This window comes from Salinicola sp. CPA57 (genome assembly GCF_003206035.1).
Lineage (GTDB): Bacteria > Pseudomonadota > Gammaproteobacteria > Pseudomonadales > Halomonadaceae > Salinicola > Salinicola socius.
The window spans coordinates 292296-318707 of record NZ_PZJR01000003.1 but is presented as its reverse complement, the minus strand read 5'-3'; the positions used below and the strand labels follow the sequence as shown (position 1 = coordinate 318707).

Annotated in this window: 24 protein-coding genes; 12 read left to right on the top strand and 12 right to left on the bottom strand. The window is 61.0% G+C overall.

What is annotated here, in order from left to right:
- Positions 1 to 7: 7 nt before the first annotated feature.
- The 4 genes from flgE to flgB form a co-directional block, all read right to left on the bottom strand.
- Positions 8 to 1300 (bottom strand): flagellar hook protein FlgE, encoded by a 1293-nt coding sequence (flgE, locus tag DOM36_RS03730; RefSeq protein WP_110641409.1) that lies wholly within the window; start codon positions 1298 to 1300, stop codon positions 8 to 10.
- Between the two features lie 64 nt (positions 1301 to 1364).
- Positions 1365 to 2066, bottom strand: coding sequence for a flagellar hook assembly protein FlgD (locus DOM36_RS03725; protein ID WP_110641407.1), 702 nt, complete (start codon positions 2064 to 2066; stop codon positions 1365 to 1367).
- 28 nt (positions 2067 to 2094) lie between these two features.
- The gene (gene flgC, locus DOM36_RS03720) at positions 2095 to 2505 is read right to left on the bottom strand and encodes a flagellar basal body rod protein FlgC (RefSeq protein ID WP_075568809.1); all 411 of its coding nucleotides are present in this window, start codon (positions 2503 to 2505) and stop codon (positions 2095 to 2097) included.
- A 4-nt stretch (positions 2506 to 2509) separates the two neighbouring features.
- Positions 2510 to 2929 carry a flagellar basal body rod protein FlgB gene (gene flgB / locus DOM36_RS03715; RefSeq protein ID WP_075568810.1) on the bottom strand — a complete coding sequence of 140 codons (420 nt, stop codon included), beginning with the start codon at positions 2927 to 2929 and terminating at the stop codon, positions 2510 to 2512.
- A gap of 209 nt (positions 2930 to 3138) precedes the next feature.
- Here flgB and flgA point away from each other — a divergent pair, with 209 nt between their 5' ends.
- The 3 genes from flgA to DOM36_RS03700 all read left to right on the top strand — a co-directional run bounded on the left by flgA (position 3139) and on the right by DOM36_RS03700 (position 4891).
- Entirely contained in the window at positions 3139 to 3915 is a 777-nt protein-coding gene (gene flgA, locus DOM36_RS03710; protein WP_075568811.1) for a flagellar basal body P-ring formation chaperone FlgA, read from the top strand.
- A gap of 115 nt (positions 3916 to 4030) precedes the next feature.
- Positions 4031 to 4306 carry a flagellar biosynthesis anti-sigma factor FlgM gene (flgM, locus tag DOM36_RS03705; RefSeq protein ID WP_075568812.1) on the top strand — a complete coding sequence of 92 codons (276 nt, stop codon included), beginning with the start codon at positions 4031 to 4033 and terminating at the stop codon, positions 4304 to 4306.
- 132 nt (positions 4307 to 4438) lie between these two features.
- Entirely contained in the window at positions 4439 to 4891 is a 453-nt protein-coding gene (locus DOM36_RS03700) for a flagellar protein FlgN (protein WP_075568813.1), read from the top strand.
- A 134-nt stretch (positions 4892 to 5025) separates the two neighbouring features.
- Here DOM36_RS03700 and DOM36_RS03695 read toward each other — a convergent pair whose 3' ends face one another.
- Complete coding sequence (locus DOM36_RS03695) at positions 5026 to 5406, bottom strand: histone-like nucleoid-structuring protein, MvaT/MvaU family (RefSeq protein ID WP_075568814.1); 381 nt, start codon at positions 5404 to 5406, stop codon at positions 5026 to 5028.
- 520 nt (positions 5407 to 5926) lie between these two features.
- On the opposite strand from DOM36_RS03695, the gene DOM36_RS03690 reads away from it, so the two are divergent.
- The 4 genes from DOM36_RS03690 (at position 5927) to DOM36_RS03675 (ending at position 9370) form a co-directional block, all read left to right on the top strand.
- A complete protein-coding gene (locus DOM36_RS03690) occupies positions 5927 to 6835 on the top strand; it encodes a sensor domain-containing diguanylate cyclase (protein WP_075568815.1) in 909 nt (302 codons plus the stop codon).
- Positions 6836 to 7041: 206 nt separating this feature from the next.
- Positions 7042 to 7680 carry a hypothetical protein gene (locus DOM36_RS03685; RefSeq protein ID WP_075568816.1) on the top strand — a complete coding sequence of 213 codons (639 nt, stop codon included), beginning with the start codon at positions 7042 to 7044 and terminating at the stop codon, positions 7678 to 7680.
- Positions 7677 to 8423: a DUF3307 domain-containing protein gene (locus tag DOM36_RS03680; protein WP_075568817.1), complete on the top strand. Its 747-nt coding sequence runs from the start codon at positions 7677 to 7679 to the stop codon at positions 8421 to 8423. The genes DOM36_RS03685 and DOM36_RS03680 overlap by 4 nt, the downstream gene beginning before the upstream one ends.
- Positions 8420 to 9370 carry an N-acetylmuramoyl-L-alanine amidase gene (locus tag DOM36_RS03675; RefSeq protein ID WP_075568818.1) on the top strand — a complete coding sequence of 317 codons (951 nt, stop codon included), beginning with the start codon at positions 8420 to 8422 and terminating at the stop codon, positions 9368 to 9370. Before DOM36_RS03680 ends, DOM36_RS03675 begins: the two co-directional genes overlap by 4 nt.
- Before the next feature lie 43 nt (positions 9371 to 9413).
- On the opposite strand, the gene DOM36_RS03670 is transcribed toward DOM36_RS03675, so the two are convergent.
- Positions 9414 to 9968, bottom strand: coding sequence for a helix-turn-helix domain-containing protein (locus tag DOM36_RS03670; protein WP_075568819.1), 555 nt, complete (start codon positions 9966 to 9968; stop codon positions 9414 to 9416).
- A gap of 159 nt (positions 9969 to 10127) precedes the next feature.
- On the opposite strand from DOM36_RS03670, the gene DOM36_RS03665 reads away from it, so the two are divergent.
- On the top strand, positions 10128 to 11321 hold the full coding sequence (locus tag DOM36_RS03665; RefSeq protein ID WP_110641405.1) for a benzoate/H(+) symporter BenE family transporter: 1194 nt from the start codon (positions 10128 to 10130) through the stop codon (positions 11319 to 11321).
- 37 nt (positions 11322 to 11358) lie between these two features.
- On the opposite strand, the gene DOM36_RS03660 is transcribed toward DOM36_RS03665, so the two are convergent.
- The 3 genes from DOM36_RS03660 to DOM36_RS03650 form a co-directional block, all read right to left on the bottom strand.
- Positions 11359 to 12261, bottom strand: a complete 903-nt coding sequence (locus tag DOM36_RS03660) for a transglutaminase family protein (RefSeq protein ID WP_110641403.1) — start codon at positions 12259 to 12261, stop codon at positions 11359 to 11361.
- A gap of 162 nt (positions 12262 to 12423) precedes the next feature.
- The gene (locus DOM36_RS03655) at positions 12424 to 14955 is read right to left on the bottom strand and encodes a circularly permuted type 2 ATP-grasp protein (protein ID WP_110641401.1); all 2532 of its coding nucleotides are present in this window, start codon (positions 14953 to 14955) and stop codon (positions 12424 to 12426) included.
- A 198-nt stretch (positions 14956 to 15153) separates the two neighbouring features.
- Positions 15154 to 18558 (bottom strand): transglutaminase family protein, encoded by a 3405-nt coding sequence (locus DOM36_RS03650; protein ID WP_110641399.1) that lies wholly within the window; start codon positions 18556 to 18558, stop codon positions 15154 to 15156.
- A gap of 220 nt (positions 18559 to 18778) precedes the next feature.
- Here DOM36_RS03650 and DOM36_RS03645 point away from each other — a divergent pair, with 220 nt between their 5' ends.
- Positions 18779 to 20233 (top strand): circularly permuted type 2 ATP-grasp protein, encoded by a 1455-nt coding sequence (locus DOM36_RS03645; protein ID WP_110641397.1) that lies wholly within the window; start codon positions 18779 to 18781, stop codon positions 20231 to 20233.
- A 4-nt stretch (positions 20234 to 20237) separates the two neighbouring features.
- On the top strand, positions 20238 to 21236 hold the full coding sequence (locus tag DOM36_RS03640) for an alpha-E domain-containing protein (protein ID WP_075568825.1): 999 nt from the start codon (positions 20238 to 20240) through the stop codon (positions 21234 to 21236).
- A 98-nt stretch (positions 21237 to 21334) separates the two neighbouring features.
- On the opposite strand, the gene DOM36_RS03635 is transcribed toward DOM36_RS03640, so the two are convergent.
- From DOM36_RS03635 to DOM36_RS03625, 3 genes are all read right to left on the bottom strand, one after another.
- Positions 21335 to 22432 carry a putative zinc-binding metallopeptidase gene (locus DOM36_RS03635; protein ID WP_110641395.1) on the bottom strand — a complete coding sequence of 366 codons (1098 nt, stop codon included), beginning with the start codon at positions 22430 to 22432 and terminating at the stop codon, positions 21335 to 21337.
- Positions 22433 to 22521: 89 nt separating this feature from the next.
- Positions 22522 to 22980: a hypothetical protein gene (locus tag DOM36_RS03630; protein ID WP_075568827.1), complete on the bottom strand. Its 459-nt coding sequence runs from the start codon at positions 22978 to 22980 to the stop codon at positions 22522 to 22524.
- Positions 22981 to 23123: 143 nt separating this feature from the next.
- The gene (locus DOM36_RS03625) at positions 23124 to 23729 is read right to left on the bottom strand and encodes a Yip1 family protein (RefSeq protein ID WP_198651190.1); all 606 of its coding nucleotides are present in this window, start codon (positions 23727 to 23729) and stop codon (positions 23124 to 23126) included.
- Between the two features lie 322 nt (positions 23730 to 24051).
- Between DOM36_RS03625 and DOM36_RS03620 the strand changes: the two genes are divergently transcribed.
- Together DOM36_RS03620 and DOM36_RS03615 are read left to right on the top strand one after the other, a co-directional pair.
- A complete protein-coding gene (locus DOM36_RS03620) occupies positions 24052 to 25761 on the top strand; it encodes a proline--tRNA ligase (RefSeq protein WP_075568828.1) in 1710 nt (569 codons plus the stop codon).
- Positions 25762 to 25776: 15 nt separating this feature from the next.
- Entirely contained in the window at positions 25777 to 26412 is a 636-nt protein-coding gene (locus DOM36_RS03615; RefSeq protein WP_232823715.1) for a lytic transglycosylase domain-containing protein, read from the top strand.

The window sequence follows — 26412 nt, the reverse complement described above, 5'->3', positions numbered from 1 at the left end:
CGAACTATCAGCGCAGCTGCGCCACCTGATCCATGACTTCGGACTGGGTACGAATGGAATTGGTGTTGGCCTGATAGTTGCGCTGCGCAATGATCAGATTGACCAGTTCCTGGGTCAGATCGACGTTTGACGCTTCCAGCGTCTCGGACTCGATCGACCCCAATGTACCGGTGCCCGCGGTACCCAGCAGTTCGTTGCCGGAATCCGCCGTCGCCGCGAACAGGTTGCCGCCGGAGGGTGTCAGGCCCTCAGGATTACGGAAGGTTGCCAGTGCGATCTGGCCCAGGCTGACCGTCTTCTCGTTGGCATAGCTGCCGACGACGGAACCGTCATCGGCGAAGCTGATACCGACCAGCGCCCCGGACGAATAACCGTCCTGCGCCAGGCTCTTGACCGTCGAGTCGTCGGAGAACTGGGTACTGCCCGCCATGTTGAAGGTGGCGTTGATCGGATCCACCCCAGTGCCCAGCTCGTTAGCGCCGAAGGACAACGTCGGCCAGTTGACCGGGTTGGCCGTGGCGTCCTGACCATTGATCGTCGCGAGCTTGCCGGCACTATCGAACGTCGCCGGGAATTCCTGATCCGTCAGCACGCCATCCAGTGCCGTGCGTGCACTCCAAGCGTTGTCACCGGTCTTCTGGAAATACAGTGTCGCGTTGTGCTGTGCGCCCTGGGAGTCGTAGACGGTGAAGCTGGTGGAGTAGTTATAAGCAATGGATGTCTGCTGGGTGGTGTCCTCGGCAGTCTTGGCAGCCAGGTTGTCATAGAGCACGGTCGTGGAGGTGTCATCGGCGACCGTGGATGCATCCAGGTTGAGCTGAATGTTGATCCCGGTACCCGTCGCGCCGGTCGCGCTGGCCGGCATGTCCGCCGCCGGAATGTTGAGCACCTGCGGCTGGCCGCCGACGACGACGCCGGAATTGACGTTGGCGGCATCTGCCAGCCCGTAGCCCATCAGCCGCGCACCCTGGGCATTTTCCAGGAAGCCGTCGGCGGTCATCGTCAATTGGCCATTGCGCGAATAGCCGACCTCGCCCTCCTGCTGAAAACGCAGGAAGCCATCACCGCTGATGGCGATATCCAGATTTCGGCCGGTGGCTTCCAGACTGCCGGTGCTGAAGTCCTGAAGTACGCCGGAAACCCGGGTACCCAGACCAACGGCGCTGTTGGCAAAGACATCGGAAAACTGCACCGAGCCGCTCTTGAACCCTTTGGTCTGAGAGTTGGATATGTTGTTGCCGATAACATCCAACTGCTGAGCCGCGGCGTTGACGCCGCTCAATGCTTGTGAAAAACCCATGACTGATCCCCTGCGTTTATCGGTTGCGTACGCTAGAACTGTTCTGTGTCGGTACTGATCTTACTCAGAGAATCTGGCGCACTTCCGAGAGCGCCACGGGATCCTGAGCGTATCCCAAGTCGAGTTTTGGTCCATTCGCGCCCTGAATCACTCCGTTGACGAGGGCGTAATTCAGTGCTGTCGGCGCGTAGGTCTCATCACCCACGCTGCCAGTGAGGGATGCCGTATAGGTACTGTTGGGCGTGACACTGGTGCCGTCGGCCAACTTCCCATCCCAGGTAAAGCTGTGCACGCCGGCTTTCAGCGGTCCCGTCGAGAAACTGTCGATGATCTCGCCACTGGCGCCCCGAATATCGATCTGCAAATCCTCGACGGCGCTATCCAGCTCCACGCCGATCGGAGTGGTAACCACGCTGTCGGAACCCTCGGTCGAGCCGACCAGAATCTCGTTGCCCGGCACCATGACGCCCTGTCCGATCAATGCGGTGGCCTGCAGCGCCTGACCCGCGTCGATCTGATCGGTGATGGCGGACAGGCTATCGTTGAGTTTCTCGATACCGCTGACGGTGTTGATCTGAGCCAACTGAGCAGTCATGTCCGAGTTTTCCATCGGACTGGTGGGATCCTGGTTCTTCAACTGGGTGACCAGCAGCGTCATGAATCGTTCGTTAAGCTCGCTGCCGGAATCGACCCCCTTGGTACTGCTGCTGGCGGCCGCGCCATTGATATTGGCTAGGGTACTGCTACCAATCACCGGACTGGACATGACATCTCCTTGATGTGCCCTAAACCGATCAGCCTTCGCCGATGGTGAGTGTTTTGGTCATCAGCGTCTTGGCGGTATTCATGACCTCGACGTTGGCCTGGTATGAGCGGGAAGCGGCGATCATGTCGACCATTTCGTTGACCGGATCGACATTGGGCATCTGTACGTAGCCTTCATCGTTGGCCAGCGGATGCCCGGGACGATATTCCAGCCGCAACGGTGTGGTGTTGTCTTCGACTACCCCATTGACGCGCACGCCACCCGCGCTTCCGCCCTGCTGACTCATCGCCTGGAACATCACCTGTCTGGCGTGGTACGGCTGCCCGTCCGGGCCGGCAACGCTATCGGCGTTCGCCAGATTGCTCGCCGTGACGTTCATGCGCTGCGAATTGGCAGACAGCGCCGAACCGGAAATTTCGAATACACTGAACATCGACATCGTATTACTCCGACTGCATGGCTTTCTTCAGGCCTTGAATCTTGCGACTGACGAAAGTGACATCCGCCTGATAGCGGAGCGAGTTGTCGGCGAAGGCCGAGCGTTCCCGGTCCATGTCGACGGTGTTGCCATCGAGACTGGGCTGATCCGGCACACGGTAGAGCAGGTCATGAACCCCCGATCCGCCGCCGGCGTGCCCCGGAATATGGCGGGCCGATGTCAGCGACAAGGACAAACCGCCGGAAGATTCACTGCGTCCCTGCTCCATGACCCGATTCAACTCCGTGCGAAAATCGAAGTCTCGGGCCTTGAAATTGGGCGTATCGGCGTTGGCGATATTATTGGCCAGAACCTGTTGACGCTCTGCGCGCAGATTGATGGCTTCCTGCTGAAAGCGCAGCGCGTTATCCAACTTGTCGAACATGCCGTGCCCCTCGATGGCGTTCGCTGGAAATTTGACAGGATGGAGAATAGCGGCGGGCGGTTCGTTTCAAACGTGTAAACAAGCTGTCAATTGCGCGCCATTTTCAGCAATGCTCGTTGTCGGGCATCTCTACAATCGCTACCCAATGTGGAGAATTCCGTCGCCTGGCGGGAAGCGCCGCGATACTCACCGCCGCCGAGATCCGTGACATGCGTGACGACCCGTCCGAAGCCTTGCAGCGCCTTCGATCGAGATATCGCCCCTACATCCAACGCCTGCTGTGGGCCGCCGCCGTAACGCTGATGACCTGCCTGTTCGCGCTATCGCTACTGCCGATACCCTCGATCGCTCGCGCGGACGACAACATCGTCGAGCAAGGCGACCCCCTCACGCTCAGCGTGGAGCGATTTCTCCAGCAGCGCACCGCCTCACTCGGCGATCAGGTAACGATCGACATCCGGCAGAGCGCCGCCGATCTTGGACACTGCATCAACCCGCAACCGTTTCTGCCCCGTCCCGGCGTGCCCCAGGGCCGGGTGACGGTGGGCGTCCACTGCGGTAACGACGGCAGTCAGACGCGCTATCTTCAGGCGACGATTTCGGCGACGGTTCGCCACCTGGTGGCTCTCAAGTCGATCGATTCCGGCCAGCGTATCGATCCCGCGATGCTGGGCTGGCAACAGTCGGAGATTTCACGGCTACGCCGAGGTTATCTCGACAACATGGATCAGGCGTCCGGCATGGTGGCCACACGACGCATTCCGGATGGCGCGACCTTGACCGACAACATGTTGAGAAAGCCCTGGATGGTGAAACGCGGCGATACGGTCGTGCTGACAGCCGTCGGTCAGGGGTTTCGCGTCAGTCGCAGCGTCGAGGCGCTGGACAATGGCGGATTGGGCAGTACCATTCGCCTCAAGACCGAGAACAACCAGATCCTCCAAGGAACGGTGACAGGTCAGGACCGACTGCGTGTCGACATCTGATCTGCTCAGATAAATTTCTTAACAAAACTCCGTTCGAATCTCTTTCAGCTCGCGCTGCTTTTGCCGATAACGTAAGCAACCACGGGATTGTGCATACAGCCATGAGGTAACGACCTTGAAAATCGATCAGACACAGCCGCTGACTCGCTCCACGCAGAACGAGCCCGTCGAGCAGCGCAAAGGCGCCGAATCACTGGAAGACACCAAAGCTTCGGCCGGCTCCACGACGACGTTGAGCCAGATCCCGAAGGGAGATGCGAGCGAAGATATCGATACCGCTCGTGTCAACGAGATTCGCCAGGCAATTTCCGAGGGCCGGCTCGAACTCGATACCGGCAAGATCGCCGACGGTCTGGTCCAGAGCGTTCGCGATATGCTGGACAAGTCCTAGGTTCTGTCTGAAAAGTCGACGAGCGCAGGCAGTTTTCAGACAGTGCCTAATCACCTGATTTCAGGGCCTGTGACATCAGGCTCCTTTTATTTCAGGTTCCTTCTATTTCAGGCCTGATGGCAGGATTCCCGCATGACGCCAGCTGAATTGATTGCCGAACAGCAGACTCTGTTGCAGACACTTGTGCAAACGCTCGATGCCGAAGCCAGTTGCCTCGGCGAAGGCAGAGTGGACGGGGAGCGTCTTGGCGAACTGGCCGCACTCAAGCAGCGCCAGCTGGATGCGCTTGATCGGATCGAGAGCCTTCGTCGGGAGCATCAGCAATCCCAGGGGTTCGGCACGGGCAGTCAGGGGGCCGGGCAGTTCGCCCTCGCGATAGGCGGGCATGAGGCATGGCAACGAATTCGTGCGCTGGCGGAACAGGTGCGTCGAACCAATCGCCTCAATGGCCACATCATCTCCGCCCGGCTGGAACACAATCAGCAAGCCATCGATTTTCTGAACCGCGCCATCGGCGGCAACGTCTACGGTCCCAGGGGCGAGTCCCGGCATAACGGATTTGGCGGTATCAGTTCCAAGGCGTGATACGGCGAGAGTCCCATCGCCACTCAATGCTCACCTGGCGCTGAAAAATTCGAGGTCTATGGAACGCAGAACCCTCCGCCGAGAGACTCGACGGAGGGTTCTTTTTTGGCTGAGCGGGATGAAAAGAAAAGCGCTCAGTCTTCCGTTCTGACGACCCAGGATTCGACGGTGTCGCTACCGTGCTCGTCCTTCCACACTTTCAAGGTCTTGTGGTTACCACCGCGCGTTTCGACCACTTCCCCGGTGGTGGGGTTCTTGTAAATCTTGAGCTTACGCTTGCGACGGCTACCCGTTGAGCCGGTCTGCGACGTCGTGGTCTGGGCGTTGTCGGCTTTGGGGTTCAACAACTCAATGACGTCACGTGTCGTCTTGCCGTATTCCGCCATCAATGCTTCGAGCTTCTCCTTGAACTCGAGCTCGGCTTTCAGACGTTGGTCACCTTCCATGCGCTTCAGCTCTTCTTCAAGCTGCTTCAGGAGCTGTTCTTTCTTGACGTAATCGCTGAGTAGAGACATTCGTTGTTCCGTTGCGGATTGGTTTAAGCGTGGATATTATTGCCGATATCCACAAACTTGCAAGTCTTATCGAAGTGATTTTTTTAAAACAAACGGATTGCCAATATTTATTTAACGGCGGCTTCGTTAATGAGGCAGGACACTAACGGCCTTCGCTACGCCAATGCCGAGGTTGTTTTTTAACGACTCTCGATCCAGCCATACAATGCCATCCGGACTATCGTCTGGCAGGCCCATCATTGTCCAGTAGCCCCATGTCTATTGAATACTTTCATCATCGGCACCAGATACTGGCATTTCCCGTCAACAAATAACGCCGGACAATGGCCACTACATCAATGAAATCTAATTGGTTGGCGCTCTTCCAGGTGTCTACAGTTTTTCCTCCTGTCGTCGATAGTGGATAGGAGACTCGGAGCCGACAGGAATGAAATCGAGTTCCTCCTGTCTGGCCGCACAGGGCGTATTTTCGATGATCAGGACACCGGCTCAAGATATGCCAAAAACTCGAAGTCACTTCTTGACCCGAACGCTGGCGGTGTTGGCCGGCATCTGGTTTTTCGCTTCGCTGCTGATGTTGGGCGCAGCCTGGCTGGCCGTCTCAGGCGGACCGTTCGCGATCGTCGTACTGACCACCCTTTTCAGCGGGCTGACCGGCCTGGTAGCCAGTGTCTGGCTGTTCGATCGCCGGTTGCTGGTGCCGATCAGACGACTCGCGGATCATGTCCGCCTCGAGCATGACTTCACCAGCACTTCGCGGCAGGTGCCCCCGGATCTGACCAGCCGCTCGGATGCCGTGGGCCTGCTGGCACGCCAACTGCAAAAGTTGATTGAAGAATCCAGGAGTTACAACGCCGCGCTACTGGAGCAGACGTTGAACGACCCGCTGACCGGGCTTGGCAATCGGCGCCTGCTGGAAAGTCGCCTCAACATGCTCGTGCCTCTCAGTCGCCGCCTGAGCTGTACGGTGTCGGCGATGATGATCGATGTCGATCACTTCAAGGCATTCAACGATCACTATGGTCATCCGGCAGGCGATGCGTGTCTCGTCGATATCGCCGGTGTGCTCAGGGATACTTTCCGCAGGGAAACCGATGTCGTGGTACGCCTGGGTGGCGAAGAGTTTCTGGTCCTGCTGATCCACACCGGCAAGGAGGAAGCCTGGGCGCTGGCCGATGCCATGCGCGGCATGATCCAGGCACTGGGGCTACCTCACGAATACTCGCCGGTTGCGGAGGTCGTGACCGTCAGTGTCGGGGTAGTGACCAGCCCCAATGGCTTGCTGATCGACATCGACGACATGATTGCGCACGCCGATCAGGCACTCTACGACTGCAAGGCTCATGGCAGAAATCAGGTGGCGGCACGCGTGATCGGCGTGGAGCAGACGGCGCAGGCGTTTCGTCCCTCGACCGAATCAACGGCGTAACCCGCCTCGGACAACAATCTTTACAGTTCAGCGGGCAATTTTTTACAGCAAAATACTGGATATAAATACAGTTATTAATTACCTTATCCTTATCGACGCACCAGCACTACCACCATTCTTTAATAGCCAAATTAATGCATAATCGCGAAAATAGCTTTTTTAAGCTATAGATTGACCGTTGTGAAAGACGTTGCGAAACACTATCGATGGGGATCTCTATGATCGGCGTGCTCAGCGGGGACATCGTCGCGTCTCGCGATATCAGCGACAAGCGCGCGCTTCGCCGCGCGATAGACCTCGGCATTGATCGACTTGGCCAGTCACTGGGCGCGGTGGGTATGCGATTTCGCGGTGACGCTTTTCAGGTAGCGATTCCCGAGGCGACGGAGTCGGTCACGGCAGCAGTAATCATGCGCGCCAGTCTCATCGAACACTCCCCCTCCAGACAGCAGATGTGGGATGCGAGAATCGCGATCGGCATCGGTGAAGGCAGCGTGCCCACACTCGACAACTTCATCGACGCCGATGGCGAGACCTTCGTGCGCTCCGGCCAGGGTCTGGACGCGTTGAGCGAGAGCCATCAGCGTCTGGGCCTGTTCCTCGCGACGCCGCAGCCGGATCTCGATCTGCTGATGCTGTTTGCCGATGACGTCATCAGCCACTGGAGCCATAACGCCGCAGAAGTGGTTCGCTTCAACCTGACGACCGAACACTCTCAAAGCGAACTTGCCAGACGCCTGGGTCGCTCCCAACCGACGATCAATCGTCGCCTGAGCGCCGCGCGCTGGTCGCTGATTCGCGAATTTCTCGAATTTACCCGGTTCCGCCTGGAGGGACTGACATGAGCGAGGCAAGTCTGTCACTGTTGTTGGCACTGCTGCTCTCGCACACCGTCGCCGACTTCGTTTTGCAAAGCGACAGCTGGGCGCTTCAGAAACAGCAACACCACTTCCGCGCACCGTCGCTCTACTGGCATGTCGGAATTCACATGCTGTTGAGCCTGGTCGTTCTCGTGCTCTTCGGCGCAAGCGTCGCTAGCGCTATTGTCGGCACACTCGGAATTGGTGCATCCCATTGGCTCATCGACACGCTGAAAAGTTATACCCCCGCGCGCCAGGTGCGCTTTTTCCTGCTCGACCAGCTCCTGCATATCCTGATACTCGGGCTCGTCTGGTGGTGGATCGTTGGCGACAACCTGTCCGGTCTCACGTTCGATCTCGCGCTGTTCTGGCAGCCGTCAACGCTACTGGTCGCTCTGGCGTATCTGACCGTGATGCGCCCGGCTTCGGTTCTGATCGCGCTGATCATGCGGCGCTGGAGTGAAGGCGTCGACACCCGAGGCACGCTGGCCGATGCGGGCGCGCGAATCGGCATGCTCGAGCGCTTTCTCATTCTGACTTTCGTCTTGAGCCATCAAATGGCCGCAATCGGGTTCCTGCTGACCGCCAAGTCGGTACTGCGCTTCGGCGACCTCTACGAGGACCGCGACCGCAAGCTGACCGAATACGTGCTGCTCGGCACCATGCTGAGTTTCTCGATCACGCTCACCCTGGGCCTGTTGACCCGCTATCTGCTGGACGCATTATGAGTCGCGTCGACGCCGGGCATTCACGCCCCGCCAGACACCTGCTGATCGCCGGGCTGCTGGCGCTACTGGCCGGCTGTACCAGCCTGCCGACGACGGAAGTTCGCGACGGCTACGTGGCCGATCGCGCGCATCGATCCGATGCCTACAACCAGCGGATTCGCTATCTGATTCTTCACTACACCGACTCCGAGGAAGCCAGGGCGATGCGCACCCTGCTCGGCCCTGATGTCAGCTCGCATTATCTGGTGCCCAGAGAGCCTCCCACGACGAATAGCCTTCCACGAGTCTGGCAACTGGTCGATGAATCCGCCCGCGCCTGGCACGCCGGCATCAGTGGCTGGGAAGACCGCACGCAGCTCAACGACACCTCGATTGGCGTGGAAATCGTCAATCGCGGTCCGCAGCGAGCGCTTCGGGATCCGTCTCGGAACACGCCCCAGAATACGTCTAACCGTCTGGCCGCCAGCCAACGATGGCAGCCTTATCCCGATGCGCAGATCGACGCTGTCATCGCGCTGGCAAACGATATCATCCACCGTTACCGCCTGCCGCCGACGGCCATCCTCGGGCACTCTGATATCGCGCCATCACGCAAGATCGATCCCGGCCCCCGGTTTCCATGGAAAAGACTTCATGATGCCGGGGTCGGCGCTTGGCCAGAAGACGATGACGTCGCTGACTATCGTCGACAGTTCGCGCGCTGTGCTCCCTCGATGACGCAAGTTCAGCGAGCGCTGAGCGCTTATGGCTACACCATCGACGTCAACGGCAAAGGGGATAGGCAGACTCGCGAGGTGCTACGCGCCTTCCAGATGCATTTTCGTCCCGCCAACTATGCCGGCCAGCCGGATCGCGAGACGTCAGCCATTCTGTGGGCACTACTCGCCCGTTATCGCCCACAGGCGCTAATGGACAACGATCTTTCAAGACCGGAATGCTCTCGATAAATCGATGAAAGAGAGAGGCCGGCGCCGGGTCCGCGGCAACGCTTCATTGGCTGGAAGAATAATGAATCAGATCGTGAACTCTGACCGATGCCCGTGACAGATTGCGATAGGCGTGAGGCTGATCACCCGGAAAGCGTATCGCATCCCCCGCCGCCAGGGTTTGCCACTCCTCGTCGAGTCGGAGTTCCATCACTCCTTCAAGCACGACCAGGTGCTCGACGACACCAGGCGCATGGGGTGCCGACTCGCTGACCGTGCCCTGTGGCAGCTCGATCACGAACATTTCGAATCCCAGTGTCGGATCGAATGTAAACAGCGGCGTGACGATCATTCCCGAGGCGTCGTGATGCCGTTGAGGAGTCGATGTCGGGCGCTGTAGTTCGGGGGTTTGCGCCACCAGAAAACCCGTAAGCGGTACCCGCAGACCACTGGCTATTTTCCACAATGTCGAGATGGTCGGCGTGGATTCACCGCGCTCGATCTGACCCAACATGGCCTTGCTCACGCCGCTGGCCTGAGCGACTCGATCAAGGCTCCAGCCACATTCGGCGCGGCGCTTTTTCAAGTGTCGGCCGATGGCCAATACATCCGCCTCCATGCTTCCTCCTGAGTGACACACTGCTGGAGCCCTCACTTTACCGCAAGTGAATCGTCAGCCTGGAAAAACCAGGGTCGTGCGTTATAGCGCACATTGGCACCGCTTCATCGAAAGTGTACGCTATAACGCACATTACTGATCGCCTTCGAGATATCTCCCATGGCTCGTTTACCGAATGGACGTCGCCTGGTTTCGTCCAGAATCACCCTCTCGCAGGTTACAGCCGGTTTCGTCGCGGTTCTGGTCGGATACACGAGTTCCGCCGTGATCATTTTCCAGGCTGCTGCTGCAGCCGGCGCCTCTCCCACTCAGATCGGAGGCTGGCTGAGCGCGCTGGGCCTGGCCATGGGCATCACCTCGATCGGGCTTTCGCTGCGCTATCGGCAACCCATCCTGACAGCCTGGTCAACCCCGGGCGCAGCATTGCTGGCAGTCAGCCTGCCGGGTCTTCCGCTGAGCCAGGCAATCGGTATTTTTCTATTCAGCGCCGTCCTGATTCTGATCTGCGGTGTCACCGGCTGGTTCGCCAGGCTGATGCAAATCATTCCGCAATCGATCACTGCTGCCATGCTCGCCGGCGTGCTGTTGCGCTTCGGTCTGGACGCATTTTCCTCGCTGGACGGAGACTTCCTGTTGGTACTATCGATGTTTTTAACCTATCTCGCCGCCAAACGATGGGTGCCACGCTACGCCATCGTGCTGGTACTCCTGGCAGGACTCGGCGTGGCCGGCCTGCTGGGTGAGATCGATATCCAGGCGGCCCAACTGATCGTCAGCGCTCCCTCTCCGGTCTGGCCAACCTTCTCGCTCTCGAGCCTGATTGGCGTGGGGATTCCACTGTTCGTGGTGACCATGGCCTCACAGAATGCTCCCGGCGTAGCCACGCTGCGCGCTGCCGGCTACGACGCACCCATTTCGCCGCTGATGCTATGGACCGGATTGGCGACGTTCCTTCTAGCCCCGTTCGGTGCCTTCAGTATCGGTCTGGCCGCCATTACCGCAGCGATCTGCATGGGGCCAGAGGTCGATCCCGAGGCGAGCCGGCGCTACCCGGCAGCGATCTGCGCCGGCGTATTCTATTTACTGGCTGGGCTTTTCGGTGGATCGATCGGCACTGTATTCGATGCCCTGCCGTCGGGCCTGGTGCTGGCGATCGCCGGCCTGGCGCTGCTTTCTACCATCGGCGGCAGCCTTCATCGCGCCCTGCTGCAAAGCCACCAGCGCGAGCCGGCCCTGATCACCTTTCTGGTAACCGGTTCCGGTGTGACCTTGTTCGGCATCGGCGCTGCATTCTGGGGGCTAGCGGCCGGGTTGCTAGCGCTGTTCGTACTGACGAAACCGTGCCGTATCTGAACTGACCAAAGACGCGCCAAAAAGGCGCCATTACACATCAAATGCCGATCAAGGCGCCCTGCCGCGACCGTCCATCGTCATCGGCGATCGGTTCGACATCCACCGAGACGTCGAGCTCGTGCGCGCCGCCGCCATTCATGATGCCCTTGAGCGGCGGTACATCACCGTAATCACGCCCCCACCCCAGAATGAGATGCCGCTCACCCGGCAGGTTGCCGTTGGTCGGATCGTACTCAAGCCAGCCCCAGTTCGGCACATGTACCGCGACCCAGGCATGGGAAGCATCGGCGCCGATCAACCGGGGTTGACCGGGTGGCGGCAGGGTTTCCAGATAGCCGCTGACATAGCGCGCCGAGAGCCCCAGCGAGCGCAGACATCCGATCATCAGGTGGGCGAAGTCCTGGCAAACGCCGCGCCGGGCGCGAAGCACGTCCAGCACCGGGGTCGCCAGCGTCGAGAACGCCGGGTCATAGGTGAAGGTCTCGAAAATACGACGATTGAGGTCATCTACCGCGTTCAGTAACGGCCGGCCGACCGGAAAGCTGGATGCTGCGAATCCGCGTAGCGCCGGGTCTCGGAAGATGAACGGGGAATCCAGCTGAAATTGTCGGAGTTCCGGTGTTCGGCTGGCATGTCGTACGGCCATCTGCCAGTCGTTATCGACCTCGCTTGGCGGCAGCGGGCGTCCCTGAGTTCGAAGGGTGGTCGAGGCAGTGACCGACAACGCCAGATGGACTTCCTGAACGCTGAAAAAGGCCACCCGATTACCGAAGAAATCGAGGCGCTCGCTGGTAACGGCCGGACGCGGCTCGATATCGAGTCCGGTCGGTTCGACCTTCTGCCACGATAGTTCCCGGGGCAGGATTCGTGCCTCGTTGTGGCATAGCGAAACCGGCGCCGCGTACTCATAGCGGGTCGTGTGGCGAACTCGATAGCGCATGCATCAATCCTGTAACGAAAAGATGACAACCGGGCGATGACAGTCGCTGGCGACGACAGTCGTCAACTCAATCATTCGCGAACTCGGTCACTCGCAAAATCAGCCGGTCGCAAAATCAGCCGGTCGCGAACTCGGTCGGTCGTAAACGCCGCCAGCCGCCCGCTATGGTGTCTGCATCGGTATCAGCTGACGCGGGGCTTCGACGTGACTGAAGTGACTGTGCTCGATGGCCAAAGACAGCGCCTCGAGCGGCACCGTCAATGCATCGAGCAGATCCGCCAGTGCCTGCTTGGCATCTTCGTCATCCTCCAGCTTCGCCAGCAACTCCAGATCCGCCAGATGCAGGGCCGAGCGAGCCTTGATCAACAGCCGGGCCTCGTCGCTGCGATAAGGCGTATTGCTGGGCTGGGGTAGGCGCTCGATCTGGCGCTCGAGACGCTTGAACATGTAACCCACCGAGCGCGGGTTGGCCTCGTCGAACAGCAGCAGATCGAGAATGGCTGCCGGATGCAGCTCGCTGCGATAACGTCGCCGATACGCCGTGGCATTGTCGGTCGTGGTCAATACCACGTCCCACAGCGCCTCGCCGGCATGCCTCGAGTCGATCAGCGCCAGACGCAGCAGCGTCAGTGTCGCCAACGCTCGCTCGAGAAAACGCCCGATATCCATGAAGCGCCAGCCGAAGTGATGCGGCATGGTCTCGTTGCAAAGGCCGAAGAAAGCCGCCAGCTGGGTGATCACGGTCTCGACGGATCGCCGCCCCTGGTCGATACCGGCGTTGGGTAGCCGCACCGCTTCCTGACGCAGCTGATTGAAGACCCGCCAGGCATCGTCTCCCAGATGATCACGAACCGCGCGGCAGTTGTTGACCATACGCGAGACCATCATCGGTAAACTGCCGTCCTGGGTCTCGTGAAACAACCCCATCAGACGGTCCCGATGCATGACAAAACGTTCGACCGGCAACTCGCCGGGCGATGATGTATCGAGCTCGAGCAGATGCAGAAGGTCCTCCAGCGTTTCATCCGCCTGCCCTTCCTGCCCCTGCTCGAGCAATCGATACAGCGCCTCGCGCAGCAATCGGGACCGTCCCTCGAGCCGCTCGCCGTAGCGCCCGACCCAGAACAGGCTATCGGCAACGCGACTCGGTAGATCGGCGCCATCCCGCGTGACTACCAGCGGCTGGCGTGACCGCCGCAGACGGCTGACATGCGGCTGCGGTTCTTCCGCGGTCACCCACACATCCTTGACACACTGACTGGACCGCATCGCACTACCCGGAGCACCGTGCCACGCCACCCCACCGGGCATGACGTCATAACCACTGAATCGATAATCGGTATCGAAGACCGCCTGGGTGAAGCAGCGCACGTTGAACGGTAGTGGCGACAGCTCGGCACAGTCACGGCTGAAGAACGGCGCGGTCGCCGCCACCAGCGGCTGCTGAGCCACGTAACGATCCGGTTGGGCGACGATCGCCTGGCGCAACCGGCTGGCCGCCTCTTCGTTCATGTCCGCGGGCGACACCGGACCAGGCTCGCCGTCCAGGCGTTGGAAGCTCAGCGTCTCGAAGCCCGCCATCGCCCAGGCCAGCCCTTCCGGCTGCCCACACCAGTGACGCTCCATGCCTTCGATCTGCAATGTCTCGCCGAGCAGGCGCTTGCACAGGGCCGGCAGGTGTGCGCCGATCAACGGATGTTCCAGCGCACCGACGCCCGGCGGATTGGCGACGCCGACTCCACCGGCCCGGATCGCCTCGAGCAGCCCGGGCACACCGATCAAGGAATCTCCTCGCAACTCCAGGGGATCGCTCCATGCATCGCCAATATGGCGCAGCAAAACGTCCACCGGCTGCAGCCCCCCCAACGTGCGGATCCAGACACGCGAGTCGCGCACCACCAGATCGCTACCCTCGACGAGGGCAAGATTGAGGTAGTTGGCCAGGTAGGCGTGTTCGAAATGACTGTCATGCCCGGGGCCCGGGGCCAGCAACGCGATGGTCGGATGATCGAAATTGAGCCGCGACAGTGACGAGAGCGAATGGTGTTGGGCACTCAGGAACCCCGCCAGCCGCTTCAGCGGTGCACGGCGATAGAGATCCGGCAAGGCACGCGCCATGGCGATGCGATTCTCCAACGCGAAGCCAACGCCCGAAGGAGACTGCACTCGATCCGCCAGCACACGCCAGTGTCCTTGCGCATCGCGCGTCAGATCCACCCCGTGCAGCAGCAGGCCAGGGTCTTCCTCGGCCAGCAGCTGATCGCAAGGCAGCAGAAAAGCGGGATTGGCATACAAGGCATCGGCCGGGAGCACACCTTCCGCCAGCATTCGACGCGGACCGTAGATATCCTTGAGCAGCGCTGCCATCAATCGGCTGCGCTGGCGCAGGCCCTGTTCGAGTTGCTGCCATTCCTGAGGCGCGATCACCAACGGCAGCGGATCCAGCCACCACTGACGGCGGCTGCCGGCTTCGTCGTTCGGCAGGTTGTAGGTCACGCCGTTCTCGTGCAGCAGGTGCTGCACTTCATCGGCTCGCTGCACCAGCGTATCCCGCCCCAACTGTCCCAATTGATCCAGTAGCGGCAGCCACCGCGGGCGCACCGAACCATCGTCAGCGATCAAGGCATCGTGAACGCTGCCAGGGGCATAAGTTTCCAACCAGGGAGTGCGAAGCGTCTCGATCGCCACCATCATCTATTGTCTGCGTGTGCGCCGGGGAATCCTTCCCAGCGGCCGGTCATCACCGGACTCCTGCCGGTGTCATGAGACTCGACGACATCGTCGACTTCCCGTTCTCAGCAAAGCGTTCAAAACTGATGCAATGCGGTCTTCATCGTGTCGCTGATGACATCCCATTATCGGCGCCCATCATATAGATGTTTAGCCAGGCCGCTAGTCGATTCCGCTTTCCCGCTCCCGCAGATCCAGCGTAAACGGATAATCACGGCTGATATGCGGCTCGGGAACTTCATGTACGCCCTGCCGATGACCGTGAGGCAGGAACCTGGCCAGACGCCGCGCTTCCGCCTCGTTGGCGTTGACCGGAAAGCTCTCGAAATTGCGCCCGGCCGGATGGGAGACGTGATAGGTACAGCCGCCGATCGAACGCCGGTTCCAGGTATCGACGATATCGAACACCAGCGGCGCATGAACCGGAATTCGCGGATGCAGCGCCGACGGTGGCTGCCAGGCACGATAGCGCACCCCGGCGACCGCTTCGCCATTACGATCCGTTGCCCTCAGCGGCACCCGCTGCCCGTTGCAGGTCACGACATAGCGATCGCCGCTCATGCCGCTGACCTTGACTTGCACTCGCTCCACCGACGAGTCCACATAGCGCGACGTACCACCGCCCGCGGCCTCCTCGCCGAGCACGTGCCAGGGCTCGATCGCCTGACGCAGCTCCAGCTCGAGCCCCTGATACTGAACCCGCCCCAGTACCGGGCACCGAAACTCCAGAAATGGTGCGAACCACGTCAACGCAAAGGCCATGCCGTCATTGTCGAGATCGACCAGAACCTCCTCGAGATCGCACCAAAGGTAGTGCGGAAGCATCCAGCGATCGTGCAAAGCCGTGCCCCAGCGCACCAGGCCACCATAACTCGGCCGATCCCAGAAATGCGCGACAAGCGCCCGGATCAACAGCCCCTGCATCAGGCTCATGCGCGGATGCGGCGGCATCTCGAACCCCCTCAGTTCGAGCAGGCCGAGCCGACCGGTATCGCTGTCGGGCGAATAGAGCTTGTCGATGCAGAATTCCGCACGGTGGGTATTGCCGGTGAGGTCGGTCAACAGATGCCGGAAAAGGCGGTCCACCAGCCACGGTTGCGCGGTCTCCTCTCGGGACAGTTGCGCCAGCGCAATTTCGAGTTCGTGCAACGACTCGTGGCGCGCTTCGTCCACACGGGGCGCCTGGCTGGTCGGGCCGACGAACAGACCCGAGAACAGATAGGAAAGCACCGGATGGCGTTGCCAGTAGCTGACCAGACTCCCCAGGAGTGCCGGACGTCGCAGGAACGGCGAGTCGGCCGGCGTGGCGCCACCCAGGGTAACGTGATTGCCGCCGCCAGTGCCGGTGTGACGGCCGTCGAGCATGAACTTCTCCGCCCCCAGGCGAGTCTGTCGGGCCTGCTCGTAGAGCGTCTCGGTCTGGGCTACCAACGCCGGCCAGCTCTCAGCCGGCATGATATTGACCTCGATCACGCCGGGGTCCGGCGTGATCATGAAATGGTTGAGGCGTGGATCGGCAGGCGGCGGATAACCCTCGACGAACACCGGCATCTCGAGCGTCGCGGCGGTCTGCTCGATCGCCGCGATGAGTTCGAGATAGTGCTCGAGCCGCGTGACCGGTGGCACGAAAACGTAGAGCTGTCCGGCGCGCACTTCCAGGCACAGGCTGGTATTGATGGTGTCAGGCTGGTCGTTGACCACGCTGCCCTTGCCATGCGACTCGTCGTCCGTCTGGGCGACGGTTGCGGGCAGGCGGCCACCGCTCAACGCGTTGTAGGGAAGGCTTTCGGCATTCTCGCGGCGCGCGTCCGAGGGGCCCGCCTCGACGGCCTTGCGCACCGCCTGGTAGCGTCGCGTCACTCCGCCATGCGAGTCTTCGAGCGCCGCCGTCGGCGCCCACAGTGAATGTGGCTGGTCGACATCGCGAAATGCCGCCTGCGGCAGCGACGACAGCGGCAACCTCAAGCCCATGGGCGAATCGCCAGGGATCAGATAGAGATGTTCGCGTCTCAACGGCCATTCGCCGCTCTGCCAGCCATTCAGCCGTGGCGCGTATCGCAGCGGTAACGCATAGCCGATCACCTTGCCCAGACCTCGCTCCAGCAACTGTGCCAGGCGCCGGCGCTCCTCTTCATCGTCGAGATCGTACTGGCGCGGGTCGACATCGACCGCCAGGGTCTGCTCGCGCCACAGATAGTAGAAAGCGTCCTCGTAGCCCGGCAGCAGATGATCCGCGTCGACGCCCAGATGTTCGGCCAATTTTTCGCCGAAGCGAAGCGCATCCTCGGCGGCATGGCCGGGGGCGGCACTCTCTTCGAAATTCTCGTCGGCCAACCAGCGTTCGTCATGCCATATCGCTTCACCGTCCTTGCGCCAGTAACAGGCCAAGGCCCAGCGAGGCAGCGATTCGCCGGGATACCACTTGCCCTGACGATAATGCAGCAGGCCGCCCGGGGCGAAGGCGCGCCGCAACCGCTTGAGCAGCTCGCCGGACAGCTTGCGCTTGGTCGGGCCCTGGGCGGCAGTGTTCCATTCGTCCGCCTCCATGTCGTCGATCGACACGAAGGTCGGCTCGCCACCCATGGTAAGACGGACATCGGCGCCACTCAGGCGGCGATCGACCTGCTCGCCGAGGCGCTCGATGGCTTGCCACTGGTCGTCGCTATAGGGTCGTGTGACACGCGGATCCTCGTGGATCCGCTCGACGCCCATTGAAAAATCGAACGTCACCTCGCACTCGTCGGAATAACCGACGATCGGCGAGGCGCTGGTCGGCTCCGGTGTTGCCGCCAGCGGAATGTGTCCTTCGCCTGCCAGCAGACCCGAGGTCGGATCGAGACCAATCCATCCGGCGCCGGGGATGAATACCTCGGTCCAGGCATGAAGATCGGTAAAGTCGGTCTCGGTGCCGGAGGGCCCTTCCAGCGCCTTGACGTCGGCCGTCAGCTGAATCAGATAGCCGGAGACGAAACGTGCCGCCAACCCCAGATGGCGAAGAATCTGCACCAGCAGCCAGGCCGAGTCCCGACACGAGCCCCGGGCTTTCTCCAACGTCTCCTCGCCGCTCTGTACCCCCGGCTCCATGCGCACCAGATAACTGATGTCCTGCTGCAGGCGTTGATTCAGCATCACCAGGAAATCGGCGATGCCGGACGACTCCCTGGGGACCTTTGCCAGCCAGGCCATCAAACGCTCGCCGCGTTCGCCGATCTCGAGATAAGGCGCCAGTTCCTTGCGCAGCGCCTCGGGATAGGCAAACGGATAATTCTCGGCGTAGCTCTCGACGAAGAAATCGAACGGGTTGATCACCGTCATCGGGGCGATCACCTCGACCGCCACGTCGAGCCGCGTTACCGGTTCGGGAAACACCACCCGCGCGATGAAGTTGCCGAAAGGGTCCTGCTGCCAACTGAGAAACTGCGGCTTGGCCGAGACGCTCAGCGAATAAGCTTCGATCGGGGTCCGGCAGTGCGGCGCCGGTCGCAGCCGAATCAGATGCGGCGACAGATTGACGGGGCGATCGAAGATGTAGGACGTACGGTGAGACAGCGCAACGCGTAGGGTCATGGCGATCTCTTGGCCGATTGGCGATCTTGTTCTGGGTTCTGGTGACACGGTACTGAACAAATTCAGGCTATCAGCGTAGCCGTTTAACGTGACATCTACACAAGCCTCTCACTATGCTTGATAGCGCCTACAGAATCTTTATATACGGTTTTGCCACGACGGGCGACGCGACAACACCCAACAAATGCGTCTTCAAACCCGCACACAGGAGTCTTCTCCCATGGGCAATGTGGATTGGAAGCAGTACCCGGGCCAGCGCTTCTACGACGAACTGCTCAATGCCAGCGGCATCCCCAGAGAGGCGGCCAAGCCGCTTTGCGACATTCTCTCGAGCTTCACGCCACAGGAACTCAACGAACGCAAGATCGCGGCGGAAGTCGCCATCCGGACCATGGGCATCACCTTCACCGTCTACTCCGAAGGCAGCACGATCGATCGAGCCTGGCCGTTCGATATCGTGCCGCGCATCATCCCGGCCAATGAGTGGCGTGCCGTCGAAGCCGGTCTCAAGCAGCGCGTCGATGCGCTGAACCTGTTCATCGACGACCTCTACCACGACCAAAAAGTGATCAAGGACGGTGTGTTTCCCGAGGAAGTGCTGGCGCAGTCGGTGAACTTTCGTCCGCAATGCATGGGCATCGATCCGCCCCACGGTGTATGGGCCCATATCTGCGGCTCCGATCTGGTCCGCGACGGCAACGGCACGATCTACGTGCTCGAAGACAACCTGCGTGTCCCCTCCGGCGTCTCCTACATGCTCGAGAACCGCAATGTCACCAAGCGAGTGCTGCCGGAGCTGTTTGCGACCGGTCGTATCCTGCCGCTGGATGACTACCCGGCTCAGCTCTACGACATGCTGGCCAGCATGTCTGCGCGCCCGGGTGACGAGCCGCAGATCGTGGTGCTGACGCCCGGCATCTACAACTCCGCCTATTACGAACACGCCTACCTGGCGCAGCAGATGGGCGTGGAACTGGTGCAGGGTTCCGACCTGATGGTGGACGACGACGATGTCGTGCACATGCATACCGTCGACGGCCTCAAGCGCGTGGACGTGATTTACCGCCGCGTCGACGACCTGTTTCTGGATCCGGAAGCGTTCATTCCCGACTCCCTGCTGGGCACGCCGGGACTGATGCGAGCCTGGCGTGCGGGCAAGGTCGCCCTGACCAATGCTCCAGGCGCCGGCGTCGCGGACGACAAGGTCGTCTACGCCTTCGTACCCAAGCTGATCGAGTACTATCTCGACCAGAAACCGCTGATCCCCAACGTTCCCAGCTATCTGTGCATGTTCGAAGACGATCGACGCTACGTGCTGGAGCATCTGGACGAGCTCGTGGTCAAGCCCGCCAACGAGTCCGGCGGCTACGGCATGTTGATCGGCCCCCGCGCCACCGAGGAGGAGCGCCAGGAATTCGCCAGGCGCATCGAGGCGGACCCTCGCAACTACATGGCGCAACCGACACTCGCACTCTCCACCGCGCCGACGCTGTTCGATGGCACGCCGGAGCCGCGTCACGTCGATCTGCGCCCATTCATCCTGTCCGGCACCGAGACGCATGTCACCATGGGCGGTTTGACACGGGTGGCACTGGTCAAGGATTCGCTGGTGGTCAATTCCTCTCAGGGTGGCGGAAGCAAAGACACCTGGATCGTCGAAACCGAGGGAGAGTGAGCGCATGCTGTCACGAGTCGCCGAGAATCTTTACTGGCTGGCACGCTACGTCGAACGGGCCGAGGACACCGCTCGGCTGATCAGCGTCAACAGCAACCTGCTCCTCGACATGCCTGGGAAGGCGGCGCTGAGCTGGTCGACCCTGATCGACATCACCGGCAGCGGAGACGTGTTCGACACGCTGTTCGAAGAGCGCAACGAACGCAACGTGGTGGAGTTCCTGTGCCTGTCACGCGAGCATGACAGTTCGATCCTCTCCTCGCTGGCCAATGCGCGCGAAAACCTGCGCACGACTCGCGACGTGGTCCCGCGAGAGATCTGGGAAGAGATCAATCACTGCTATCTGGAGATCAGCGAGCTGACCCAGACCGGCATGAAGGCACGCAACCGGGACGAGTTCCTGAAGCGCGTGACACGCGCCTGCCAGACGTTGACCGGTTTGATCGAAGGCACGTTGAGTCATACCGAAGCGAGAACGTTCCTGACCCTGGGACGCCATCTCGAGCGCGCCGACATGACCACCCGGATCATCGACGTGCGGTCCAACAACCTGTTGCCCCGCAACCCGGAAGAGTTGATTCCGTTCGAACACCTGCAGTGGATGAGCGTACTCAAGTCGCTGACGGCCTATCAGATGTATCGGCGGGCAGTCAGACTTCGCGTGCGCGGTCCCGACGTACTGCGCTTCCTGCTGCAGGATCGTGCCCTGCCCCGGTCCGTGCTGCGCAGCCTGGAAGAGGTCAGTTGGGAATTGCAGGCGCTACCCAACCATGATCGGCCGCTGGCGGTCGCTGCCCTGGTCCGCGCCGAGGTCGCCGAGGCCGATGTGCAATCGCTGGCGCGTGCACCGGACCAGCTACACCAATTGATCGATGAGTTTCAGATTGGCTTCAACAATCTCCACGAGGCGATCGCCAGCGCCTATTTCGCGGTCAGCGAACGGCCGGTGAAGGCGTCGCAGAGCCAGGAACAGACGACTTACGTCGATGATGAGGATGACTGAAAAGCACGGGCGAGAAGATAGATGTTATCGGTGGGGAACCGATGACCCGGTGACGCCACCGGGCCGATCGGGGCAGACGTCGATGTCTCGGGAACGAGCTACGGGGCAGGTGTGGGTGTAGTTGTGGTTGTGGTTGTGGTTTCAGTACTGCGCTGCACGACCCGATGAATGTAATCGAGTTTTTCACGGATGGCTGGCGTGATGACCACCGGCACCATGTCCAGCAACCCCATCTCCCGATTCAGTTCGTTCAGCGCCAATCCAACCTGCTGGTAGGCCAGAATCATGGCGTCGATGGTGCCATCGTGCTCGGCCCGTGCCATGCCCAGTCCGATGGCCGTATCCAGCACCGCGACAATGTCCTGGTAGGCGGCAAAGGTCTCGGCAAAATCCTCCCACGGATGCATGGTCGCATAGGCGGATACATGGGACTGGGCCCAGTCCGCCGCGGCCCCCTGCTCGTAATAGCGTTCCAGCGCCTCGGCGTAAGTCGGCGCTTCGGGATCGCCGAAAATGGCCCGGCTGGCATCCTCGTCATGCCCTCGTATCAACAGATCCCAATAGTAGTGGCCGATCTCATGGCGAAAATGGCCGATCAGGGTGCGATGCGACTCGTTCATATCGACGCGCAGCCGCTCGCGCTCTGCATCGTCGGTCTCCTTGAGGTTGATCGTGATCAACCCTTGCGCATGGCCGGTATAGACCTTCTCGTCGCTGCCGGTGGAGCGCCATAGCCCGGCATCCGGCAGGGCATCGGCCATGAACGCGAAACTCAGCGGCAGCACCGATTCGTCCTGCGGCGAAGGGTGCGGCAGGCCGATCAGATCCAGCGTGTAGAACAGTCGGCGCTTGGCGGCCTCCAGCGATGCCCAGCGTTCACGGTGGCCCTCGATCGAGAGATCGGGAATCACCGCATTGTGGCGACAACAGTCACACAAGCCGTCGTAAGCCGCGTGGTCTTCCGGTGTCTGCATGCGATTGCAGACGCTCTCGCTGGCATAGTTGAAGCACTTCACGAGCGCCGTTCCACAACCCGGGTTGGCGCAGCGATAGCCGACCTCGTTGTCCGGAATCATCGCCGCAATGGTATGACAGGCCGGACACCAGCCGACCTCAGCGTCGCAGATGATGCATTGCGTGTTGTCGAAGAAGAGCCGACTCGACGGATTACAGTGATGGCATTCGAAAGTACGCATGACCAATCTCCCTATCAGCTGTGGCGCAATACCGCCGACGGCGGCATTTTCCGGTGCCCAGACAAGCAGATTAGCAAATTACTCGGGACTCATGACTCATCGCTCGAGAATGAGGCGCCAGGAATCCGCCCTGACGAATCGGCAAACTGCCGATTGTCGAATTCGAGCTTGGACAGCGCCTGATCCAGTGTCGCGACCCGCTCGACGATGGGTAGACCAGCGTCGACATCGCGCCCGGTGCGAGTCTCGATCAGCGACGCCAGCCGATGGTCACTCAGCTGGCCGTCATAGTGAACGCGATCGATCGAGGCATCATGCGAACCCGGCAGGTAGATCGTGTTGTTGGAAAAATCTACCGCATAGGCAATGACGCCTGGCACGATGAATAGCAGCAGGCCCAGCCCATCGGCAATCGCCACGCCGGGGTCGATGCGCCCCTGCAACTGCCCCTTGCGCTCGGGATAGAAAAGGGTTCCGCAGCCGGTGAGTGATAGCACCATGCCGGCGACGATCGTGCCGGCCGTCAAGCGTTTGAGAAGAGGTTGCATCGCAGAAATCCCGGTGACAGAGAAGTTACGCGAAGTAACCTAATCCATCCGCTGGCGTCGCGTCCAGCAACGTCCAGCAAGCGAGTGCAGACACAGCGACGCCCACACCGTGAGCGTAGGCGTCGGATGATGGTTGATCGGCATCAGACCAGCGAAGCGCCATACCCCCACAGCAGCACGGTGATGGCGAGCAAAGCCTCCAGTACCAGTACACCGATAGCCAGCGCCGCACTCGAGGCGCGCATGCCTTCATGCTGATCGATGCCCAGAAACGATGGCAACCCCGCATAGACGAGATAGACCGTGTAACAGAGACCGGCAGTGCCGGCCAGCAGGCAAAGCCAGATAAGAGGGTAGAGTGCCACCACGCCGCTCAGAAACATCGGCGTCGCCATGTACCCCGCGAAGACAACGCAATGGCTCAGGTCCGGGCGTTCGGGATAACGCCGCGCCAGCCAATGGATCACGTTCCCCATCAGCCATACGGCGCCCAGAATCAGCGCGTAGAAAATGATCGCCAGCAGTACCGCCGTGGCTGGCGAGACGCTGACGGTTTTCGCCAATCCGTCCTCGGTGGTACCGAAATGCCAACCGACCACCGTAGTGCCAATGAAAGCGCAGATCACTGGAATCGCGGCCATCACCAGCACATGGGAACCGTAGAAATGCGATACGGTCTCGTTCTCTCCGCGAATCTGCTGCCATTCGCGGTTGGGATTCGTGAGCAGGCCCCAGACGTGATGAATCATGACACACCTCCCTCCGGCGCGGGCCGCCAACGACGGATTTCCGATGGTGTCTGTTCCGTTCGCCTCCCGACGATGCCGGACGCGGCCCTGCTTTCACTATAGGTAAGATTGGGCCGGTGGAAAGGTCAATCGCAATAGCCGCCGCGAGCCGGTAATGTCCAGGAGTAAGCGCCAGATTGGCCGAGAGGTTTTTACCGGTCGCCCTTCCCCGTCCGCTATTCGAATCTCTATACTGGCGACCCGATGAATGACTGCCGATCACGTCATATCGAGTATATGCCGCGTTCCGCTTGACGCTGATGAATACAGGAAAGAACACCCCATGCGTGCCAGCCAACTACAGATCTCGACCCTCAAGGAAACGCCGGCAGATGCGGAGATCGTCAGCCACCAGCTGATGCTGCGCGCCGGCATGATCCGCCGCCTGACCTCGGGACTCTACACCTGGTTGCCGGTGGGCGTGAGAACGCTGCGCAAGGTTGAACGCATCGTCCGCGAGGAGATGGATCGCGCAGGCGCGCAGGAAATATTGATGCCGGCGGTTCAGCCCGCCGAGCTGTGGCAGGAATCCGGTCGCTGGGACGAGTATGGCCCAGAGTTGCTGCGACTCAAGGATCGCCATCAGCGCGACTACTGCGTCGGCCCGACTCATGAAGAGGTCATCACCGATCTGGTACGGCGCGAGATCAGCAGCTACAAGCAGCTGCCGACCAACTTCTATCAGCTCCAGACCAAGTTCCGTGACGAGATCCGGCCGCGTTTCGGCGTGATGCGCTCGCGCGAATTCATCATGAAGGACGCCTACTCGTTCGATAGCGATGAAGCCGGTCTCAAGGCGTCCTATCAGCGCATGTACGACGCCTACGTCCGCATCTTCACCCGGCTGGGCCTCGACTTCCGTCCGGTCCTTGCCGACAACGGATCCATCGGCGGCACCGGCTCGCATGAGTTCCATGTCCTGGCCGACTCCGGCGAAGATGCCGTGGTCTTTTCCACCGGCTCCGACTACGCCGCCAATATCGAGAAGGCCGAGGCGCTGCCGCCCCGGGGCGTCGAGCGTGCCGTGCCCCGGGAGACGATGCGCCAGGTGCCGACACCCGGCGTGCGCACCATCGCCGCGCTGGTCGAAGGGTTCGATCTACCGATCGAGAAGACCGTCAAGACGCTGATCGTGCACGCCGCCGAGGGCGGCCTGATCGCACTGATGGTGCGAGGCGATCACCAGCTCAACGAGATCAAGGCCGAGAACCTCGAGGCCGTCGCCGCGCCGTTGACCATGGCCAGCGAAGAGGAAATTCGCGCCGCCATCGGCGCCGGCCCCGGCTCGCTGGGCCCGGTCAAGCTGCCGCTGACACTGATCATCGATCACAGCGTTGCCCTGATGAGCGATTTTGGCGCCGGCGCCAACGTCGACGACCACCATCTGTTCGGGATCAACTGGGAACGCGATCTGCCGCTGCCCGAGGTCGCCGATCTGCGCAACGTGGTCGAAGGCGACCCGTCGCCCGATGGACAGGGCACGCTCTCGATCACCCGTGGCATCGAAGTCGGCCACGTCTTCCAGCTTGGCCAGAAGTATTCCAGGGCCATGAACGCCACGGTTGTCGACGACAGCGGCCAGCCGGCGACGCTGTGGATGGGGTGTTACGGCATCGGCATCACCCGCGTGGTCGCGGCGGCGATCGAACAGAATCACGACGCCGGCGGAATCATCTGGCCCGACGCCATCGCCCCCTTCCAGCTGGCGATCGTGCCGATGAACGCACACAAGTCGGACCGGGTGCGCGAGACCGCCGAAACGCTCTATCAGGAACTGACGGACGCCGGCATCGACGTGCTGCTGGATGATCGCGACCTGCGCCCGGGCGTCAAGTTCGCCGACCAGGAACTGATGGGGATTCCCCACCGTCTGGTAATCGGTGATCGTGGCCTCGACAACGGCGAGCTGGAGTACAAGGGACGCCGTGACAGCGAAGTCACCATGGTCGCGCTGGACGATCTGCGAGCGTTCCTGGACACCCGCTTCGCCTGATCGAAAGACATCGTGATGGCTCGGCTCTCGGCCATTCTGGTGACGGCGATCTGGCTCGTCGTCGCCGGTCTGCCGAGCGCCGACATGGCGCTGGCCCAGTCGAACGCGCCTGCCCAGCGATCCGAGAATCCGGGGGAACCCCCGTCGCCAGCCCTGCTGGATTCACTGTCCCGTGCCATGGCTGCACCGGACGGGTTCGAAGACGTCTTCGACGCTCAGGTGTGGCTGCTCGACATGCAGTCGCGCCTGGCCAGGCGCCAGCCCGAGGCCTACCCGTCACGTCGCGCCCGTCTGGCGCTGCTGGAACGAGTTCATGCCGAAGCTCGGCGGGCTCAGCTGCCGCCGGAGCTGGTACTGGCATTGATCGATGTGGAAAGCCGCTTCCAGCCCGATGCGGTGTCGTCGGCCGGCGCACTGGGATTGATGCAGGTGATGCCGTTCTGGAAAGCGGAAATCGGTCGACCACAGGACGATCTCCACGATATCGATACCAACCTGCGCTACGGCTGCACCATTCTTGCGCACTATCTGAAACGCGAGCACGGCGACTGGACCAGTGCCCTGGCACGCTACAACGGCAGCCTCGGACGCACGATCTATCCCGAACAGGTGATGCAGGCCTGGTTCACCCGCTGGTGGATAGACCGCTAA

What these genes read in the sequence shown, in the direction of transcription:
- flgE (WP_110641409.1), bottom strand. Translation starts at nt 1,300, where the DNA reads ATGGGTTTTTCACAAGCATTGAGCGGCGTCAACGCCGCGGCTCAGCAG.
- DOM36_RS03725 (WP_110641407.1), bottom strand. Translation starts at nt 2,066, where the DNA reads ATGTCCAGTCCGGTGATTGGTAGCAGTACCCTAGCCAATATCAATGGC.
- flgC (WP_075568809.1), bottom strand. Translation starts at nt 2,505, where the DNA reads ATGTCGATGTTCAGTGTATTCGAAATTTCCGGTTCGGCGCTGTCTGCC.
- flgB (WP_075568810.1), bottom strand. Translation starts at nt 2,929, where the DNA reads ATGTTCGACAAGTTGGATAACGCGCTGCGCTTTCAGCAGGAAGCCATC.
- flgA (WP_075568811.1), top strand. Translation starts at nt 3,139, where the DNA reads ATGCGTGACGACCCGTCCGAAGCCTTGCAGCGCCTTCGATCGAGATAT.
- DOM36_RS03700 (WP_075568813.1), top strand. Translation starts at nt 4,439, where the DNA reads ATGACGCCAGCTGAATTGATTGCCGAACAGCAGACTCTGTTGCAGACA.
- DOM36_RS03695 (WP_075568814.1), bottom strand. Translation starts at nt 5,406, where the DNA reads ATGTCTCTACTCAGCGATTACGTCAAGAAAGAACAGCTCCTGAAGCAG.
- DOM36_RS03685 (WP_075568816.1), top strand. Translation starts at nt 7,042, where the DNA reads ATGGGGATCTCTATGATCGGCGTGCTCAGCGGGGACATCGTCGCGTCT.
- DOM36_RS03680 (WP_075568817.1), top strand. Translation starts at nt 7,677, where the DNA reads ATGAGCGAGGCAAGTCTGTCACTGTTGTTGGCACTGCTGCTCTCGCAC.
- DOM36_RS03675 (WP_075568818.1), top strand. Translation starts at nt 8,420, where the DNA reads ATGAGTCGCGTCGACGCCGGGCATTCACGCCCCGCCAGACACCTGCTG.
- DOM36_RS03670 (WP_075568819.1), bottom strand. Translation starts at nt 9,968, where the DNA reads ATGGAGGCGGATGTATTGGCCATCGGCCGACACTTGAAAAAGCGCCGC.
- DOM36_RS03665 (WP_110641405.1), top strand. Translation starts at nt 10,128, where the DNA reads ATGGCTCGTTTACCGAATGGACGTCGCCTGGTTTCGTCCAGAATCACC.
- DOM36_RS03660 (WP_110641403.1), bottom strand. Translation starts at nt 12,261, where the DNA reads ATGCGCTATCGAGTTCGCCACACGACCCGCTATGAGTACGCGGCGCCG.
- DOM36_RS03655 (WP_110641401.1), bottom strand. Translation starts at nt 14,955, where the DNA reads ATGATGGTGGCGATCGAGACGCTTCGCACTCCCTGGTTGGAAACTTAT.
- DOM36_RS03650 (WP_110641399.1), bottom strand. Translation starts at nt 18,558, where the DNA reads ATGACCCTACGCGTTGCGCTGTCTCACCGTACGTCCTACATCTTCGAT.
- DOM36_RS03645 (WP_110641397.1), top strand. Translation starts at nt 18,779, where the DNA reads ATGGGCAATGTGGATTGGAAGCAGTACCCGGGCCAGCGCTTCTACGAC.
- DOM36_RS03640 (WP_075568825.1), top strand. Translation starts at nt 20,238, where the DNA reads ATGCTGTCACGAGTCGCCGAGAATCTTTACTGGCTGGCACGCTACGTC.
- DOM36_RS03635 (WP_110641395.1), bottom strand. Translation starts at nt 22,432, where the DNA reads ATGCGTACTTTCGAATGCCATCACTGTAATCCGTCGAGTCGGCTCTTC.
- DOM36_RS03630 (WP_075568827.1), bottom strand. Translation starts at nt 22,980, where the DNA reads ATGCAACCTCTTCTCAAACGCTTGACGGCCGGCACGATCGTCGCCGGC.
- DOM36_RS03625 (WP_198651190.1), bottom strand. Translation starts at nt 23,729, where the DNA reads ATGATTCATCACGTCTGGGGCCTGCTCACGAATCCCAACCGCGAATGG.
- DOM36_RS03620 (WP_075568828.1), top strand. Translation starts at nt 24,052, where the DNA reads ATGCGTGCCAGCCAACTACAGATCTCGACCCTCAAGGAAACGCCGGCA.
- DOM36_RS03615 (WP_232823715.1), top strand. Translation starts at nt 25,777, where the DNA reads ATGGCTCGGCTCTCGGCCATTCTGGTGACGGCGATCTGGCTCGTCGTC.